13 protein-coding genes are annotated in these 16,943 nt (G+C 63.2%); 9 read left to right on the forward strand and 4 right to left on the reverse strand.

Annotated features, from left to right (window positions below; all coding sequences use genetic code 11):
• Positions 1 to 118 precede the first annotated feature (118 nt).
• Positions 119 to 961, reverse strand: coding sequence for a DMT family transporter (locus RA25_RS20310; RefSeq protein WP_039174753.1), 843 nt, complete (start codon positions 959 to 961; stop codon positions 119 to 121).
• 181 nt (positions 962 to 1,142) lie between these two features.
• On the opposite strand from RA25_RS20310, the gene tdm reads away from it, so the two are divergent.
• On the forward strand, positions 1,143 to 3,512 hold the full coding sequence (gene tdm / locus RA25_RS20315; protein WP_039174754.1) for a trimethylamine-oxide aldolase Tdm: 2,370 nt from the start codon (positions 1,143 to 1,145) through the stop codon (positions 3,510 to 3,512).
• A 29-nt stretch (positions 3,513 to 3,541) separates the two neighbouring features.
• Positions 3,542 to 3,958: a group II truncated hemoglobin gene (locus tag RA25_RS20320; RefSeq protein WP_019296930.1), complete on the forward strand. Its 417-nt coding sequence runs from the start codon at positions 3,542 to 3,544 to the stop codon at positions 3,956 to 3,958.
• 78 nt (positions 3,959 to 4,036) lie between these two features.
• Here RA25_RS20320 and RA25_RS20325 read toward each other — a convergent pair whose 3' ends face one another.
• The 3 genes from RA25_RS20325 to RA25_RS20335 all read right to left on the reverse strand — a co-directional run bounded on the left by RA25_RS20325 (position 4,037) and on the right by RA25_RS20335 (position 7,158).
• Positions 4,037 to 5,299, reverse strand: a complete 1,263-nt coding sequence (locus RA25_RS20325; RefSeq protein ID WP_019296929.1) for a glycerate kinase type-2 family protein — start codon at positions 5,297 to 5,299, stop codon at positions 4,037 to 4,039.
• Positions 5,300 to 5,379: 80 nt separating this feature from the next.
• A complete protein-coding gene (locus RA25_RS20330) occupies positions 5,380 to 6,357 on the reverse strand; it encodes an HpcH/HpaI aldolase/citrate lyase family protein (RefSeq protein ID WP_039152451.1) in 978 nt (325 codons plus the stop codon).
• A 186-nt stretch (positions 6,358 to 6,543) separates the two neighbouring features.
• Positions 6,544 to 7,158: a response regulator transcription factor gene (locus tag RA25_RS20335; RefSeq protein WP_039174755.1), complete on the reverse strand. Its 615-nt coding sequence runs from the start codon at positions 7,156 to 7,158 to the stop codon at positions 6,544 to 6,546.
• Positions 7,159 to 7,468: 310 nt separating this feature from the next.
• Here RA25_RS20335 and RA25_RS20340 point away from each other — a divergent pair, with 310 nt between their 5' ends.
• From RA25_RS20340 to RA25_RS20370, 7 genes are all read left to right on the forward strand, one after another.
• Positions 7,469 to 8,719, forward strand: a complete 1,251-nt coding sequence (locus RA25_RS20340) for an aminotransferase class V-fold PLP-dependent enzyme (protein ID WP_019296925.1) — start codon at positions 7,469 to 7,471, stop codon at positions 8,717 to 8,719.
• 33 nt (positions 8,720 to 8,752) lie between these two features.
• Positions 8,753 to 9,952: a malate--CoA ligase subunit beta gene (locus tag RA25_RS20345; protein WP_019296924.1), complete on the forward strand. Its 1,200-nt coding sequence runs from the start codon at positions 8,753 to 8,755 to the stop codon at positions 9,950 to 9,952.
• The gene (gene sucD, locus RA25_RS20350; protein WP_019296923.1) at positions 9,949 to 10,842 is read left to right on the forward strand and encodes a succinate--CoA ligase subunit alpha; all 894 of its coding nucleotides are present in this window, start codon (positions 9,949 to 9,951) and stop codon (positions 10,840 to 10,842) included. The genes RA25_RS20345 and sucD overlap by 4 nt, the downstream gene beginning before the upstream one ends.
• 100 nt (positions 10,843 to 10,942) lie before the next feature.
• Positions 10,943 to 11,914, forward strand: a complete 972-nt coding sequence (locus RA25_RS20355) for a 2-hydroxyacid dehydrogenase (protein WP_039174756.1) — start codon at positions 10,943 to 10,945, stop codon at positions 11,912 to 11,914.
• A complete protein-coding gene (locus RA25_RS20360; protein WP_039174757.1) occupies positions 11,914 to 14,574 on the forward strand; it encodes a phosphoenolpyruvate carboxylase in 2,661 nt (886 codons plus the stop codon). Before RA25_RS20355 ends, RA25_RS20360 begins: the two co-directional genes overlap by 1 nt.
• A gap of 13 nt (positions 14,575 to 14,587) precedes the next feature.
• Positions 14,588 to 15,871, forward strand: coding sequence for a serine hydroxymethyltransferase (glyA, locus tag RA25_RS20365; protein ID WP_039174758.1), 1,284 nt, complete (start codon positions 14,588 to 14,590; stop codon positions 15,869 to 15,871).
• 260 nt (positions 15,872 to 16,131) lie between these two features.
• Positions 16,132 to 16,923: a DeoR family transcriptional regulator gene (locus RA25_RS20370; protein ID WP_019298671.1), complete on the forward strand. Its 792-nt coding sequence runs from the start codon at positions 16,132 to 16,134 to the stop codon at positions 16,921 to 16,923.
• Positions 16,924 to 16,943 lie beyond the last annotated feature (20 nt).

Below are 16,943 nucleotides of genomic sequence, written 5' to 3' on the forward strand. Positions count from 1 at the left end.
CTCGCAGAGCCAGAAGGCCTCACCGCCTGAAGCGCAGAACACTGAGCTTCGAACAAATTTGCTCCCGCCGGAACGCCTCCGGCGGGAGTATTTTGTTCAAAGAAGAAGGGGAGAGGCGTCAGAAGCCCAAGTAGGCGATGCCGCCGAATGTGACAGCGACGCTGACCCATTGGGCGCGTGTCATGCTTTCGCGCAGAACCAGCCAGGCCAGAACCACGGTAACAAGACCAAACAATGAGGCGCTGACGGAGGCGAACTCGGGCCGGGGAAGGGAGCCTGAATATATCACCAGACCCAGCGCAACTGCATCCAGCGCGCCCATCACGCAGAGAAGCGGCAGGACCTGGCGGGGCGGGAGCTGCAGCGCACGCAACAGGATTGCGAGGGCCGCCGCCAGCAGGATTGCAGCCGCGCGGGTCAGGATCAGCACCGGCAGCTCAGCCCCGGCCTGGGTTGCGGCCTGGCCGGTTGCAAAGGTCAGCGCAAAGCCGGTTGCCGCCATCAGTCCCCATCCTGCGGTCCGCGGGTTTATCGCGCCGCCGTCGTCCTCGGCTGAAAACACCGCGATGCAGCCCACGCCGCCAACCACCGCGGCAACTGCCAGCCAGTGGCCGGGCCCGACCGGCTGCCCCTGCAGCATTGCCAAGCCAAGCGACAGCACCGGATAGGCGCCGATCAGCGGCGCCGCCAGCCGAACCGGCCCCAGCGCAAAGGCGCGGTACAGCGCGTAGGACGCAAGAGCGTAGATGGCGCCGGAGAGCCCGGCGAGTTTGGCTGCCGGCAGAGTCATCGCGGGCCAATCCGCCAGGGCAAGGCCTGCCGCAGCCATCAGAATCGCACCCGTTGCAAACACCGTCAGCATGGCGGGCAGAATACCGGTTTTCTTGGAGACAACCCGCACGCAGAGGTCATGTATGCCCCAGGCAAGCGCTGCAATCAGTCCCAGTACCAGCGAGTGCATGGCGGTTATCCTTTTGTTTGCGGCATTCACCCCCAGGAAAATGCCGCATCCCGGGCAATCGCCATTTTTCCGCAGAAAATCAACATGTTTGTTGATTAGAGTGCCGTATCGGAATATTCTTTTCAATAAATAAATATTCCGACCGTGCAAGAATTGGCCGGAGTCCAACAGGAGATGCGCGATGAATGACATGAGCTTCCCTGAGGTTGTCAAAGGGCCGCCGAAGCCCTCCGGATTGTATCAGCCGTCGGTGTTCTCATTGCCCAAGGGAACCGAACGTTATGCGGTCGAAGGCTGCGGCGCGATCCTGATCCGGGTGGAGACCGGCGACCGGGTGACGGTGACCAATGACGAGGGCGGCCAGCCCTGCGAGATCATCGCCGCCGAGGATAAGGGGCGCATCGATGCCAGGATCATCGGTGCAGCAGCGAACTGCGATGCCGGCGGCTTGAAGGCGCTGCTGACGACCTCGGATCAGTCCCTACGCGGCCTGCGCATGGGTATGGAGGCGCGCGGCATTGATTTGGCGCAGGGCGGTGCGGTGCGGGTCTTCGACAGTGCGACACCGGCCAAGACCGAAGAGAGCTTCGCCGTGCAGCGCGACGGCGTGGTGATCATCGCGGCCCCCGGCGGCATCATGGACTTCGAAAAGCAGGACACTGCGACCTCATTGACCGTGTTGGTCAAACGTGCCGTGATTAAGCAGGTGGCCCGGTTTGAGTTGCCCGACCCGCTGGCGGAGCCGGTCAATGAGGTTCGGGTGCATAGCGCCACTGCCGAAAGCTATTTCGTGAAGGCCGGCGACTATATCCAGATCATTGATGTGGATGGCCGCCAGTGCACCGACTTCCAGTGCTTCGCCGCCCGCAAACTGGACAAGGGGATTGAGCATGCGCTGGATGTGACCACCACCCGCACGCTGATGGGCCATGCCTATCCGATGCCAGGGCTGCATGCGAAATACTATGACCAGGACATGCTGCCGCTGGTCGAGGTGGTGCAGGACACCGTGGGGCGCCACGATGCTTTTGCCCTCGCCTGTGCCGCGAAGTATTATGACGACATCGGCTATCCCGGCCATGTGAACTGCTCGGATAACTTCAACGGCGTGCTGGCGGGCCACGGGGTAACGCCGCGGGCTGGCTGGATGGCGATCAACTTCTTCTTCAACACCGGGCTGGACGATCACGGCGTGATGTATGCTGATGAGCCCTGGACCCGGCCCGGCGACTACGTGCTGCTGCGGGCGCTGACCGATCTGGTTTGTGTCAGCTCTGCCTGCCCGGATGACACCAGCGCCGCCAATGGCTGGAACCCCACCGACATTCACGTCCGCACCTACAGCGGCCAAGAGAGTTTCAAGCGGGCGATTGCGTTCCGCGCGACCCCTGAATCGGAGCCCAAGATGACCAAGGAAACCGGTTTCCACGACCGCCTCAGCAAGATGACCCGCAATTTCATCGAGTATAACGGGTTCTGGCTGGCCAATTGCTATGCCGAGTCCGGCCCGCTGGAGGAATACTGGGCCTGCCGCGAGAAATCGGTGGTGCTGGACCTGTCCGCCCTGCGCAAGTTTGAGATTACCGGACCGGATGCCGAGGCGTTGTGCCAGTACATCTTTACCCGCAACATCAAGAAGCTGGCGGTGGGGCAGGTGGTCTATACCGCGATGTGCTACCCGCATGGCGGCATGATCGATGACGGCACCGTGTTCCGCCTGGGCAAGGACAATTTCCGCTGGATCGGCGGCTCGGACTATGGCGGGGAGTGGATCCGCGAGCAGGCGGAGAAGCTGGGCCTGAACGTGCTGATCCGGTCCTCGACCGACATGCAGCACAATATCGCCGTGCAAGGCCCTGAAAGCCGCGATCTGCTGAAGAAGATCATCTGGACCATGCCCCATAATCCGACGCTGGAGGAACTGGGCTGGTTCCGCTTCACGCCCGCACGCATCGGGGATGACCAGGGCGTGCCGGTGGTGGTCTCGCGGACCGGCTACACCGGCGAGCTGGGATATGAGATCTTCTGCCACCCGAAACACGCCAGTGAGGTGTTTGACGCGGTCTGGGAGGCCGGGCAGGACCACGGCATCCGCCCGATGGGGCTGGAGGCGCTGGATATGGTGAGGATCGAGGCCGGTTTGATCTTTGCCGGTTACGACTTCAGCGATCAGACCGACCCGTTTGAGGCGGGCATCGGTTTCACGGTGCCGCTGAAATCGAAAGAGGATGATTTCATCGGCCGCGATGCGCTGATCCGGCGCAAGACCACGCCTGCCCGCAAGCTGGTCGGGCTGGACATTGACTCGGCAATCGACGTGGGTCATGGCGATTGCGTCCACATCGGCCGGGCGCAGATCGGCGAGGTGACCTCCTCCATGCGTTCGCCGCTTCTGGGCAAGAACATCGCGCTGGCACGGGTGGATGTGTCCTGTTCGGAGGCCGGAACCGAGGTGGAAATCGGTAAACTTGACGGGCATCAAAAACGTCTGCCCGCCAAGATTGTACCTTTTGCCCATTACGACCCCAAAAAGACCCGGCCTCAATCCTGAGGCCGGCCGCTGCGGGGCAGGGAGGTTAAATGGTTCAGAAGCTGATAGAACAGATCGGCGGCGAGGCGGTTCTGCGGACGCTGGTGGAACGGTTCTACGACATTGTCGAGGAAACCGAGACCGGTGCGCAGATCGTCAAACTGCACAAGCGGGGGCATGGCATGGACCATGCCCGGATCGAGCAGTTCAACTTCCTGTCCGGTTTTATGGGCGGACGCCGGTATTACGAGGAAAAACACGGGCATATGGACGTGAAACTGATGCACGCCCATGTGCCAATCACTGGAGAAGACGCCGAAAACTGGCTGAAATGTATGGACCAGGCGCTGGCGGAGCTCAAACTGGAAGGCCCCCATGTGGAGCGGTTGCGCCAGGTGTTCCGTCGGGTGGCCTTGATGCTGGTGAACGATCTGGCTGAGTGGGGCGAGAAGCGCGCTTTGGCTTGAGCGCGCCGCCTGTTGCCGCCGCGGGAGCCTCCGGCGGGAGTATTTCAGGAAAGATGAAAAGCGGGAGTGGCCTGGTGATCAGCCGGGCAGCCTCAGGAAAACCTGCACATCGGCCACGTTGGTGCCGGTGCCGCCGGTGATCAGCAGCGCGCCCGCGGATTTGAGCGCCGCGTAGCTGTCGTTGTTGGCCTGCAGTGCGTCCGGGTCCTGACCTGCTGCCCTGATGGCCTCCCAGGTGTCGGGAGTGGCGATGCCGCCTGCTGCATCCGTGGGGCCATCGCGCCCGTCAGTGCCGCCGGAGAGGAACAGCCAGTCGCCGCTGAGCCGTTCCGCGCCCAGTTTGGCGACGCGGAGGGCCAGTTCCTGGTTGCGCCCGCCAAGGCCGCTGCCGCGGAGCTGCACCGTGGTTTCACCTCCGAAGATCAGCGCAACAGGTTTGTCCTTGGGGGCGGTTTCTGCCGCTTTTACAACCGTTTCAGCGGCCTCTGCCACATCGCCCACCAGCCGGTGCGAGACCAGCTTGGGGGTCCAGTCTTCAGCGGCAACGGCCATCATTGCCTTGAGGCTGTGGCGGTTGGAACCGATCAATGTGTTGGTGGCCTGGGGCGGGGTTTCCTGGGCATTCTCGGCGGCGCTGAGGCGGGTCTTGACGGCCTCAGGCGCGCTGTCCCAGATGCCCGCGCGCTGCATAATCCCGCGCGCATCAGCGCGGGTGCCGATCGGTGCAACGGTAGGGCCTGAGGCGATGGCGCGCAGGTCGTCGCCGATCACGTCTGAGAGGATATAGGCCTGCACCTGGGCAGGTGCTGCATGGCGCAGCAGTCCGCCGCCCTTGGTGTCCGACAGCTGCTGGCGGATCAGATTCATCTCGTTGATTTCAAGGCCGGAGGCGAGCAGCAGCTTGTTCACCGCCGCCTTGTCCGCCAGTGTCAGGCCGGGGGCAGGGGCCACCATCAAGGCGGAGCCGCCGCCGGAAATCAGCGTAATCAGCCGGTCATTGGGGCTAAGGGAACGGGCCAGCTCAATGGCGGCCTGACCTGCAGCAGCGCTGGTTTCATCCGGCACCGGATGGGCGCCGCAGATCACCGTGGCGCCGGGAATTTCCGTGTAGTTTTCAGGGTTTGTGATCGCCAAAGCCTGGTCTGCATCCGGGATCAGCGCCAGCGCTTCGCGCATCATCGGGATGGCAGCCTTGCCGACAGCCAGCAGCACATTCCTGCCGCCTTCGGGCAAGGGGGAGAGCGGCGAGGTCGCTAGCTGGGCACGCAGGGCTTGCGCCGGGTCTGCCCGGTCGACGGCGGCCTGAAACAGGGCCTTGGCGGTGGTCAGCAATCCGGTCATCTGCGTCTCCCTGGCATAGCGCCGCTTAGCCGCCCCAGCCAAAGCCGGGGCGGCGTAAGGTCTTGAAACAGAACGGCGGCTTAGGTGCCGGCGATCTGCTTGGCTTTTTCCACCAGCACTTCTGCCTGACGGATCGAGGCGTAGTCAATCAGGCGGCCGTCCAGCGACACTGCGCCCTTACCGGCCGCTTCAGCTTCGGCCATCGCTTCCAGAATGCGGTGCGCCTTGGTGATTTCCGCGTCCGACGGCGACATCACCTCGTTGGCCAGTTCGATCTGGCTGGGGTGGATGGCCCATTTGCCCTCGCAGCCCAGAACCGCGGCGCGTTTGGCGGCGGCCTTGTAGCCTTCCTTGTCCTGGAAATCGCCGAACGGGCCGTCGATCGGACGCAGGCCGTTGGCGCGGGCGGCCACCACCATGCGGGCCAGAGCGTAGTGCCACATGTCGCCCCAATGCACGTCGCGTGAGCCATCTGCGGCCGGGTCGGTCAGCACCGAGTAATCCGGGTTCACGCCGCCGATGATGGTGGTGCGGGCACGGGTCGAGGCGGCATAGTCGGCAACGCCGAAATGCAGCGATTCATTGCGCTTGGAGGCTGCGGCAATTTCACTCACATTCTGCATGCCGAGCGCGGTCTCGATGATGTGCTCAAAGCCGATCCGCTTCTTGTAGCCCTTGGCGTCTTCGATCTGGGTGACCAGCATGTCGACGGCGTAAACGTCGGCTGCGGTGCCAACCTTGGGGACCATGATCAGGTCAAGACGTTCGCCTGCCTGTTCAACCACATCGACCACGTCGCGGTACATGTAGTGGGTGTCGAGGCCATTGATTCGCACCGACATGGATTTATTGCCCCAGTCGATGTCGTTCAGGGCCTCGATGATGTTCTTGCGGGCTTGGTCTTTTTCGTCCGGTGCAACCGCGTCTTCGAGGTCCAGAAAGATCACGTCGACGTCAGATTTTGCAGCTTTTTCAAACATTTGTGGTTGAGAGCCGGGGATTGCCAGCTCGCTGCGGTTCAGGCGGCCAGGGGCCTGTTCGATGGTATGAAACGACATAGTGCGCTCCTCATTCGCAATGGGGTTTCGTCCTCTCCTCCTTAGGCATTCCCCATCAGGGTGTTTCCTGTCAAGAAAAAAGTTTTCATTTAAATACATTCGCGCGGGAGCGCGCCCGCGCGTCGCGCCCTCGCGTGCGCACGCGTATGCGCACACGCGTGCGAGCCGCGGCACGATGCGCCAGGATCATTTTTCCAGGCTGAAATCGCCCTTGGCGGCGCGGTTGGCGTAGTAGAACGCAATCGCCTGGGCGCGGTTCTTGACCGAGAGTTTTTCGTAGAGGTTCGACAGATGGAACTTCACCGTGTTGGTCGAAATCCCCAGCTCCTTGCTGAGCTCCTTGTTGGTGAGCCCCTTGGATAGCGCCTCAAGCATCGTGCGCTCGCGGCGGGACAGCTGCTCGATCGGATCGGTCTGGAGGCCCCGGACGTCGAGGAAGGGGAAAACCATCTTGCCCGCGGCCACGGCCAGGCAGGTGTCCAAGAGTCCGTCGACAGCGCTGGAGCGCGGCGCGAAGCCGGCGGCGCCTGCGCTCATCGCCTTGCGCGGAACGTCGCCGCTGTCGTCGGCATAGACCACCAGCCGTGGCGCGTTGGCCTGGTCGCGCAGCACTTCGATCAGCTTGGCGCCGCCGAGCGCGGGCAGGTTCCAGTCGATGATCCCAACCTGAACCGGCACCCGCATCACCGTTCCGAGGAAGCCTTCGGCGGTTGCGGAGGTGGCGACCAGCGAGAATCGCGGGTCTTTGTCGAAGATCTCGGACATGGCCGACAGCACCAGGGGATTTGCGTCAGCAAGCATGACCGATATCGGGGAAACTTTGTCGCTTATAGGAGCCATTTGGTGCCTTTTCGTTTCAAACTACCCAAATGGGTAGGGTGCATTTCGGTATGCAACGGTATTTTTACCAGTTCGGGTAGGTTTTTAGCCGCCCATTTAGATACCCAAAAGCAGGATATAGGAATGTTGCGGGTTTTGTCGACCTGGGTTTTCCTTAGGTTAACAGATGTTGCACGACAGGAAACAAACCTTCCCGCAGCGAAGATCGCGGCGCAGAAGGCCTGGGACCTCCGGCACATCGCCGAAACGACAACAGCGAGGCCTGACCCCGATGACTGAACCCACGATCTTCCCCAGCCTGGAAATCCCGGAAACCCTGGCCGCCGGCCCTGGCCCGGGCAATACCGATCCCCGCGTGCTGCAGGCTTTTGCCAACACCGGCCTGGCCGACCACATGCAGGCGGACGTGCTGCGCGGCATGATCGAGTGCAAGCAGATGCTGCGCGACCTGTGGGGCACCGCCAACACCTACACCTACGGCGTCGGCGGCACCGGCTTCTCCGGCCTGGACTGCATGCTGAATGCAATCCTGCCGGGCGATACCGTGGTTGCCTTCCAGAACGGCACCTTCTCGGGCATCGACGCGATGACCATCCGCATGAAGGCCGCCACCCGCGAGGAGCTGGCCGCTGACGCGATGAACCCGCAGCCGGCCTCCGTCACCGTGGTGGATGTGCCGCACGGCGAGTCGGTGTCGGGCAAACTAGTGGAGCAGGTGCTGGCCGAGAAGAAGCCCAAGTGGGCCTTCATGGCGCATTGGGAAACCGGCTCGGGCCGCATCAACGACCTCAAGGGTTTCTCGGACGCTTGCGTCAAGCACGGCGTGATGGGCCTGATCGACGCGGTGTCCTCGCTGGGCATCGAAGACTTCTCGATTGACGATTACCCGGGCGTTGCCGGCTGGGCGTCCTGCCCGCAGAAGGGCGTGCTGTGCCTGCCGCTGACCTATGCGCCTGTGTCTTTCACCGACCAGTACATCCAGACCGTGCGCGAGAACGGCTGCCATTCCTATGTTCACAATCCGATCCTTGAGGCCCGCCACTGGGGCATCGTGGACGGCCAGGACGTTGCTGCCGGCACCTACCACCGCACTCATTCCGGTTATGCGGTTGCCGCCTTCCACGAGGCGCTGCGCATCACCTTGCAGCACGGCCGCGCCCAGAAAGCCCGCGACTATGCCTTCCACGAGAAAGCGCTGCGCGATGCCGTGACCGCGATGGGCTGCGACGTGACCTCGAACATGACCAGCCTGGTGGTTCTGAACCTGCCCGGCGATCTGGCAGGCCGCGAAAAGGAACTGGTGGGCAACTGCCGCGCCGTGGGTTTCGGCATCTGGCCGACCCTGTCGGAGCCGGTCCAGGTCCGCATCGGCATCCTGAACCAGATCACTCCGGCGGCCATCACCGACATCGTCAACCGCTTTGGCAAGGCGATGAACGACATGGGCGCCAAGGTCGACATGGAGGCGATCAACGCCCTGCTCGACAAGCATTACGCGCCGGAATTGGAACCGGCAGAGTAATAGAATTCCGACATCCATGAGGAGGAGAGGACCATGGATATCCACGAGTATCAGGCCAAGGAAGTTCTGAGCAACTTCGGCGTGACCGTACCGCCGGGTGCGCTGGCCTACAGCCCCGAGCAGGCGGCCTACCGCGCGCGGGAACTGGGCGGCGACCGCTGGATCGTCAAGGCCCAGGTTCACGCCGGCGGCCGCGGAAAGGCGGGCGGCGTCAAACTGTGCAACTCGGAAGCTGAGATCTATGAGGCAACCGAGAACCTGTTTGGCAAGAAACTGGTGACCCACCAGACCGGCCCCGAAGGCAAAGGCATCTACCGTGTCTATGTAGAAGGTGCGGTGCCGATCGCCCGCGAAATTTACCTCGGCTTTGTGCTGGACCGCTCCAGCCAGCGGGTGATGATTGTTGCCTCCTCCGAGGGTGGCATGGAGATTGAGGAGATCTCTGCCGAGCGGCCCGAGTCCATCGTGCGCTCGACCGTTGAGCCGGCCGTGGGCCTGCAGGACTTCCAGGCGCGGGAGATCGCATTTGCCCTGGGCATCGAACCGGCGATGACGCAGCAAATGGTGCGCACGCTCAAGGGCTGCTACCAGGCGTTTTCCGAACTGGACGCCACCATGGTTGAGATCAACCCGCTGGTCGTCACTTCGGACAACAGGGTCATTGCGCTGGACGCCAAGATGACCTTTGACGACAACGCCCTGTTCCGCCACCCGCAGATCGCGGAGCTGCGCGACAAGTCCCAGGAAGACCCGCGCGAAAGCCGCGCGGCCGACCGCGGCCTGTCTTATGTCGGCCTCGAAGGCAACATCGGCTGCATCGTGAACGGTGCGGGCCTGGCGATGGCGACCATGGACACCATCAAGCTGGCCGGCGGCGAGCCTGCCAACTTCCTGGACATCGGCGGCGGCGCAACTCCGGAACGGGTGGCCAAGGCTTTCCGCCTGGTGATGTCCGACAGCAATGTGCAGGCGGTTCTGGTCAACATCTTTGCCGGCATCAACCGCTGCGACTGGGTTGCCGAAGGTGTGGTGCAGGCGCTGAAGGAAGTGCAGGTCGACGTGCCCGTGGTGGTCCGTCTTGCCGGCACCAATGTGGAGGAAGGCCAGAAGATCCTGGCGCAATCCGGCCTGCCGCTGATCCGCGCAACCTCGCTGATGGAAGCCGCTGAGCGGGCCGTCGGCGCTTGGAAAAACGACCTTGATCAAAACACTCGTGTGAGGGCCGTGAAATGAGCATCCTTCTTGATCGCGAAAGCCGTGTCATCGTCCAGGGCATCACCGGCAAGATCGCCCGGTTCCACACCAAGGACATGATCGAATACGGAACCAACGTTGTTGGCGGCGTGGTGCCGGGCAAGGGCGGCGAGACCGTCGAGGGTGTGCCGGTCTTCAACACCGTGAAAGAAGCGGTTGAGGCCACTGGGGCCAATGCCTCGCTAGTGTTTGTGCCGCCGCCGTTTGCAGCCGACTCCATCATGGAAGCGGCGGATGCGGGCATCAACTACTGTGTCTGCATCACCGACGGCATCCCGGCTCAGGACATGATCCGCGTGAAGCGCTACATGTACCGCTATCCCAAGGACAAGCGGATGATCCTGACCGGCCCCAACTGCGCGGGCACCATCTCGCCGGGCAAGGCACTGCTGGGCATCATGCCGGGCCACATCTACCTGCCGGGCACCGTGGGCATCATCGGCCGCTCGGGCACTCTGGGGTACGAGGCCGCTGCACAGCTGAAAGAGCTGGGTCTAGGGGTTTCCACCTCGGTCGGCATCGGCGGCGACCCGATCAACGGCTCCTCCTTCAAGGACATCCTTGAGTGGTTCGAAAAGGATCCGGAAACCGAGGTCATCGCGATGATCGGTGAAATCGGTGGCCCGCAGGAAGCGGAAGCGGCGGATTACATCAAGAACCACGTGACCAAACCGGTGGTGGCCTATGTCGCGGGTCTGACCGCACCCAAGGGGCGCACTATGGGCCACGCGGGCGCAATCATCTCGGCCTTCGGGGAATCCGCTTCCGAGAAGGTGGAGATCCTGTCGGCCGCGGGCGTGACCGTTGCCGAGAACCCCGCCGTGATCGGCGAAACCATCGCAAGCGTGATGAAAAAGAACGCCGCCTGATCCGGCAACGGAACAGGCGCAACGCTCCACCCTTGGCCCGGGGCAATGGCGGGGGTGGAGCGCATTAATAAAAGCACAAGCACGTCAGGGAGATGACATCATGGCAAAGCCCAAGGTTCTGGTGACCCGCCGCTGGCCCGCCGCCGTTGAGGCGCAGCTGGCTGAGGCGTTTGATGCTGTGCTGAACACCGGTGACAAGCCGCTGACCGAGGACGAGCTGCGCGCCGCAATGACGTCTTATGACGCGGTGTTGCCGACCGTTACCGACAAGATTTCGGCCAAGGCGTTCGATATCGCCAAGCCGCAGGCCCGGATCCTGGCCAACTACGGGGTCGGCTACTCCCACATTGATATGCATGGCGCAGCCGGTCACGGCATGACGGTGACCAACACGCCGGATGTGCTGAGCGAATGCACCGCCGACATCGCCATGACGCTGCTCTTGATGGTGGCCCGCCGTGCTGGCGAGGGCGAGCGCGAGCTGCGGGGTGGCGAATGGACCGGCTGGCGCCCGACCCATCTGGTTGGCACCAAAGTCTCCGGCAAGACGCTGGGTATCGTCGGCTTTGGCCGCATCGGCCAGGAGATGGCCCGCCGCGCCCACCACGGGTTTGGCATGAAGATCGTGGTGCAGAACCGCTCCCGTGTGTCGCCGGACGTACTGGCCCGTTTTAACGCCACTCAAGTCGACGGTCTTGAAGATCTAATGCCGAAATGCGATTTCGTCTCGCTGCACTGCCCGGGTGGGCCTGCCAACCGGCATCTGATCAACACCCGGATGCTGAACCTGATGAAACCGGATGCATTCCTTATTAATACGGCCCGCGGCGAGGTGATTGACGAGCTGGCCCTGTCCCGTGCCCTGTGGTTCGAAACCATCGGCGGTGCCGGGCTGGACGTGTTCGATGGCGAGCCGCGCATCAACCCGGACCTGCTGGACTGCGACAACCTGGTAATGCTGCCGCATCTGGGCAGTGCGACCCGGGAGGCGCGCGAGGCGATGGGCTTCCGCGTACTTGATAATCTGACCGACTTCTTTGCAGGACGCGAGCCGCGCGACCGGGTGATGTAATGGCTGATCCTGCCGAAACTGCCCCCGCGGACTATGAAGACACTTCCTATGCCGCCGGGCTTCGCGCCGAATTGCACGTCTTGTGGCTGGATGTGCTGCGCCAGCGGGCGCCGGAAGTCGCGGCCAAGATTGCTTCTGAAACCGCTTGGGATCTTTCCAATGGGCAGCCCGCGACCGCCTACATGCAGGCCTTCAACATCTGGTTCCAGCTGCTGAAGATCGTCGAGGAAAACGCCGCCATGCGCGACCGCCGCATGGCGGAGACGCAGGACGGGCCGGAAGTGGTCGAGGGCAGCTTTGCCCGCGCGCTGGATATGGCCGGGGAGTTGGCGACACCGGAGCGGCTGCAGGAGGTCACCAGCCAGTTTTCCATCGGCCCAACCCTGACTGCGCACCCGACCGAAGCCAAGCGCGTCACCATCCTGGAAATCCACCGCCGCATCTACCGCGTGCTGGTGTCGCTGGAGGCCAAGCGCTGGACCCCGCGCGAGCGCGCTGATCTGCTGGAGGATCTGCGTTCCGAAATAGACTTGTTGTGGATGACGGGCGAGCTGCGCCGCGACCGGCCCAGCCTGCAGGACGAAATCCAATGGGGCCTGCAGTTCTTCCGCGACAGCCTGTATGAAGCGGTGCCGCAGCTGTTTGAACGCTATATTGCCGCCGCTGAACCGCGGTTGGGCGAAAGCGCCGATGCGCCCTGCCTCAAGTTCCATTCCTGGATCGGCGGCGACCGCGACGGCAACCCGAATGTGACGGTTGAGGCGACAGCGGCAGCGCTGACTGCGAACCGCGCAGCAATCCTGAAACGCTACCAGAAGGCGTTGACCACCGCAGCGGAACGGATCTCGATTTCGGCCGCCGTGTTTGCCTTACCGGACAAAGCCTCCGCCCGGCTGGCAAAGATCGTTGCGGCGGCGCCCGGTGCCGCTGCTCTGACTGCCCGCAATCCCGGTGAAGTCTTTCGCCAGGCGCTGACCGCGATCCTGGCGCGGATCAAGGCCACTGCGGCAGAGGAAACCGGCGCCTATAAACATCTGGGTGACTTTGTTGCCGACCTGACAGAAGTGGAAGAGGCGCTTGAGGAAATCGGCGCGCACCGCCTGGCGGCCCGCTATGTGCGGCCGATCCGCTGGCAGGCGGATGTCTTTGGCTTCCGCACGGTGACGCTGGATATCCGCCAGAACTCCACCGTGACCACGGAAACGCTGACCGAGATTTGGGCGCGTTCCGGCGACGTGCCGGAGTTCGGCGGCCCGGATTGGTCGGCGCGCCTGCGCAAGGAGCTGGGCAGCGCCTCGCTTCCTTACATGACCCCGGATGAGCTGAGCCCGCAAAGCGGTGAACTGCTGAAATTGCTGCGGCTGATGCGTGATGCAGGGGCGGGTGAGGACCCGCATGCGATGGGGCCTTTCATCCTGTCAATGACCCGTTCTACCGATGATCTGCTGGGGGTCTACCTGCTGGCGCGCTATGCGGGCTTCGGGGCTGAGAAGGCCGCGCTCAAGGTGGTGCCGCTGTTTGAAACCATAGGCGACCTGCGTGCCGCACCCGGCATCCTTGACGGCCTGCTGGAGGTCCCCTTTGCCCGCCGCTCGCTGAAGTCCGGCGACAACCGGATCGAGGTGATGCTGGGCTATTCCGACAGCAACAAGGACGGCGGTTTCCTCTGCTCCACCTGGGAGCTGGAGAAGGCGCAGCGGCTGATCACCCGCACCCTGGCGGCGCACCGGATGAAGCCGGTGTTCTTTCATGGCCGCGGCGGATCGGTCTCCCGCGGCGGCGCCCCTGCGGAGCGCGCCATTGCGTCCCAGCCTGCGGGCACCATCGCGGGCCGGATGCGGATCACAGAACAGGGAGAGGTTGTCAGCTCCAAATACGCCAACCGCGGCACCGCCCTGCACCAGCTGGAGCTGATGGCATCGTCCGTGCTGCGCCACTCTCTGCAAGAAGACACGCCGCTGGTAAACCCGGAATTCGATGACGCGTTTGAGGCGCTCGCGGGCATGTCCCAAGCGGCCTACTCCAACCTGCTGAACGTGCCGGGTTTCCTGGACTATTTCCAGCAGGCCAGCCCGGTTGAGGAACTGGCCATGCTCAAGATCGGCTCGCGCCCCGCGCGCCGCTTCGGGGCCGGGTCGCTGGACGACCTGCGGGCGATCCCCTGGGTTTTTGCCTGGTCGCAGAACCGCCACATGATCACCGGCTGGTACGGCTTCGGCTCTGCGGTTGCCAGCTTCCGCAAGTTCCGTGGTGCCCGCGGCGATGCAGTGCTGCAGGACATGTTCACTGGTTCGCCGCTGTTCCGCCTGGTGGTGGATGAGGTCGAAAAGACCCTGCTGCAAAGCGACATGGAGATCGCTGCCGATTACGCAACGCTGGTGCAGGACACTGAAATCCGCGACCGAATCTTCGGCTCCATCCGCAAGGAATACCAGCTTGCCTGCGAAGCAATTGCATTCCTGACCGGTGACAGCAGCCTGTCCCAGCGTTTCCCGCGCCTGCGCGCCCGCTTCGGCCGGGTGGAAAACATGCTGCGCGAAATTCACAAAACCCAGGTGCGCCTCTTGCGCGAAGAGCGTGCCCAGAAATCTTCAACAGTGCCGGTCCCGCTGATGCAGTCGATGAACTGCGTTGCGGCGGGCCTTGGCTGGACTGGATAGACAGGAGCCCCGAATGTCCAAAGATCTGTTTTTCACCCAAGCGCTGTCTGAGCGCGATCCTGAACTGTTTGGCGCGATCACCGCTGAGCTGGGCCGCCAGCGCGACGAGATCGAGCTGATTGCGTCTGAGAACATCGTCTCCGCCGCGGTGATGGAAGCGCAAGGCTCGGTGCTGACCAACAAGTACGCCGAAGGCTACCCGGGGCGCCGCTACTATGGCGGCTGCCAGTATGTCGACGTGGCTGAAAACCTGGCGATCGACCGCGCCAAGGCGCTGTTCGGCTGCGAGTTCGCCAACGTGCAGCCGAACTCCGGTTCCCAGGCCAACCAGGGCGTGTTCCAGGCGCTGATCCAGCCCGGCGACACCATCCTCGGCATGGATCTGGCCTCCGGCGGCCACCTGACCCATGGCGCCGCGCCGAACCAGTCGGGCAAGTGGTTCAACGCGGTGCATTACGGTGTGCGCCAGAGCGACAACCTGATCGACTACGATCAGATCCAGGCGCTGGCCAACGAGCACCAGCCGAAACTGATCATCGCCGGCGGCTCTGCCATTCCGCGCCAGATCGACTTTGCCAAGTTCCGTGAAATCGCCGACAGCGTCGGCGCCTATTTCATGGTCGACATGGCCCATATCGCAGGCCTGATCGCGGCCGGTGAGCACCCCTCGCCATTCCCGCATGCGCATGTCGCCACCACCACCACCCACAAGACCCTGCGCGGCCCCCGCGGCGGCATGATCGTGACCAACGACGAGGCCATCGCCAAGAAGGTGAACTCGGCGATCTTCCCGGGCATCCAGGGCGGCCCGCTGATGCATGTGATCGCAGGCAAGGCGGCGGCCTTCGGCGAGGCGCTGAAGCCGGAGTTCAAGGCCTACCAGAAGCAGGTGCGCGCCAACGCGGCGGCGCTGGCGGATCAGCTGATCAAGGGCGGCCTGGACATCGTCACCGGCGGCACCGACACCCATGTGATGCTGGTCGACCTGCGGCCCAAGGGCGTCACCGGCAACATCGCCGACAAGGCGCTTGGCCGCGCCCATATCACCACCAACAAGAACGGCATCCCGTTCGACCCGGAAAAGCCCACCGTGACCTCCGGCCTGCGCCTGGGCACGCCTGCCGGCACCACCCGCGGCTTCGGCGAGGCCGAGTTCCGCCAGATCGCCGACCTGATCATCGAGGTGATCGACGGGCTGGCGGCCAACGGTGAAGAGGGCAATGCAGACGTGGAAGCCTCCGTCCGCGCCAAGGTCGCCGACCTCTGCGCCAAGTTCCCGCTCTACCCGAACCTGTAAGCTCCGGCCTGCCAGACAAAAAGAAACCGCCGCGGCCCCAAAGCCGCGGCGGTTTTCTTTTGGCGGGACGCAGAAAGCAGCGGTCCCGGAAACGTGCGCCAGCACCTGCCGGAAAGAGAAGTCTATCTGTTCCAGTGGTGGGGCTCTTGCAGGCCTGTGCAAAGCCCGGACCGCAGCAGGGTGTTGCCGTAAGGCCTTGAATTGCGCCGCAGGCCCGTGCCTAATTGCGCAGAAACGGCTGAAGTAAATGGAACAATCTCTTGTCGGACTCTCTCTCTCTGTCCCATCGTGAAATGGAGCTGGTGGACGCATTGCGCCGCCTGGGCGGCTCTGCGCGCAGTGCCGAACTGGCCAAGATGCTGGATGTGTCCGAAGAGACCGTTCGCCGCACGATAAAGGCGCTGAACAAAGCGGGGGCCGTACAGCGTGTGCACGGCGGCGCTTTTCTGGCCGGTCCGCAAAGCGCAACAAGCTTTGCGCGGCGGATTTCCGAGAACCAGAGGGAAAAAGCGCGGATTGCTGCGCTGGCTGCCGGATATGTGCGCGACGGGATGGCTTTGTTCCTTGATGTAGGCTCCACCACAGCTTTTGTGGCTGAGGAATTGCGGCAGAAGTCGGGTTTGACCGTGGTTACAAACTCAATTGGCGCTGCACAGACCCTGGCAAACCACAATGGCAACCGGGTGCATTTTCTGGGTGGCGAAATGCAGAGCAACGAGCGCGGCACTTTCGGTTTCGTTGCCGAACAGCAGCTGCGGCGGTTCGTGCTTGACCTAGCGATCCTGTCTGCGGACGCGCTCTCGGCCAAACAAGGCGTGCTTTATCACAGCGCTGAAGAGGCCCAGCTGGCGTGCGTGGCTGCTGACTGCGCCCAGAAGGTTGCGGTTGCCATGGCGCATCCGAAGTTTGCTGAAACGGCTCCCCACTGCGGGCCGGAACCGCGCAGGCTCACGGTCTTGTTCACCGATCAGGACCCAGGCAAGAAGCTGTCTGCTGCCCTGGCGGACTGGGGGGTGAAGACGGAGGTCGCCCAATCCGCCAAGGGGAACTGATCCTGGAACGCCGCTCTGGG

Source organism: Leisingera sp. ANG-S5, assembly GCF_000813925.1.
Taxonomy (GTDB): Bacteria; Pseudomonadota; Alphaproteobacteria; order Rhodobacterales; family Rhodobacteraceae; genus Leisingera.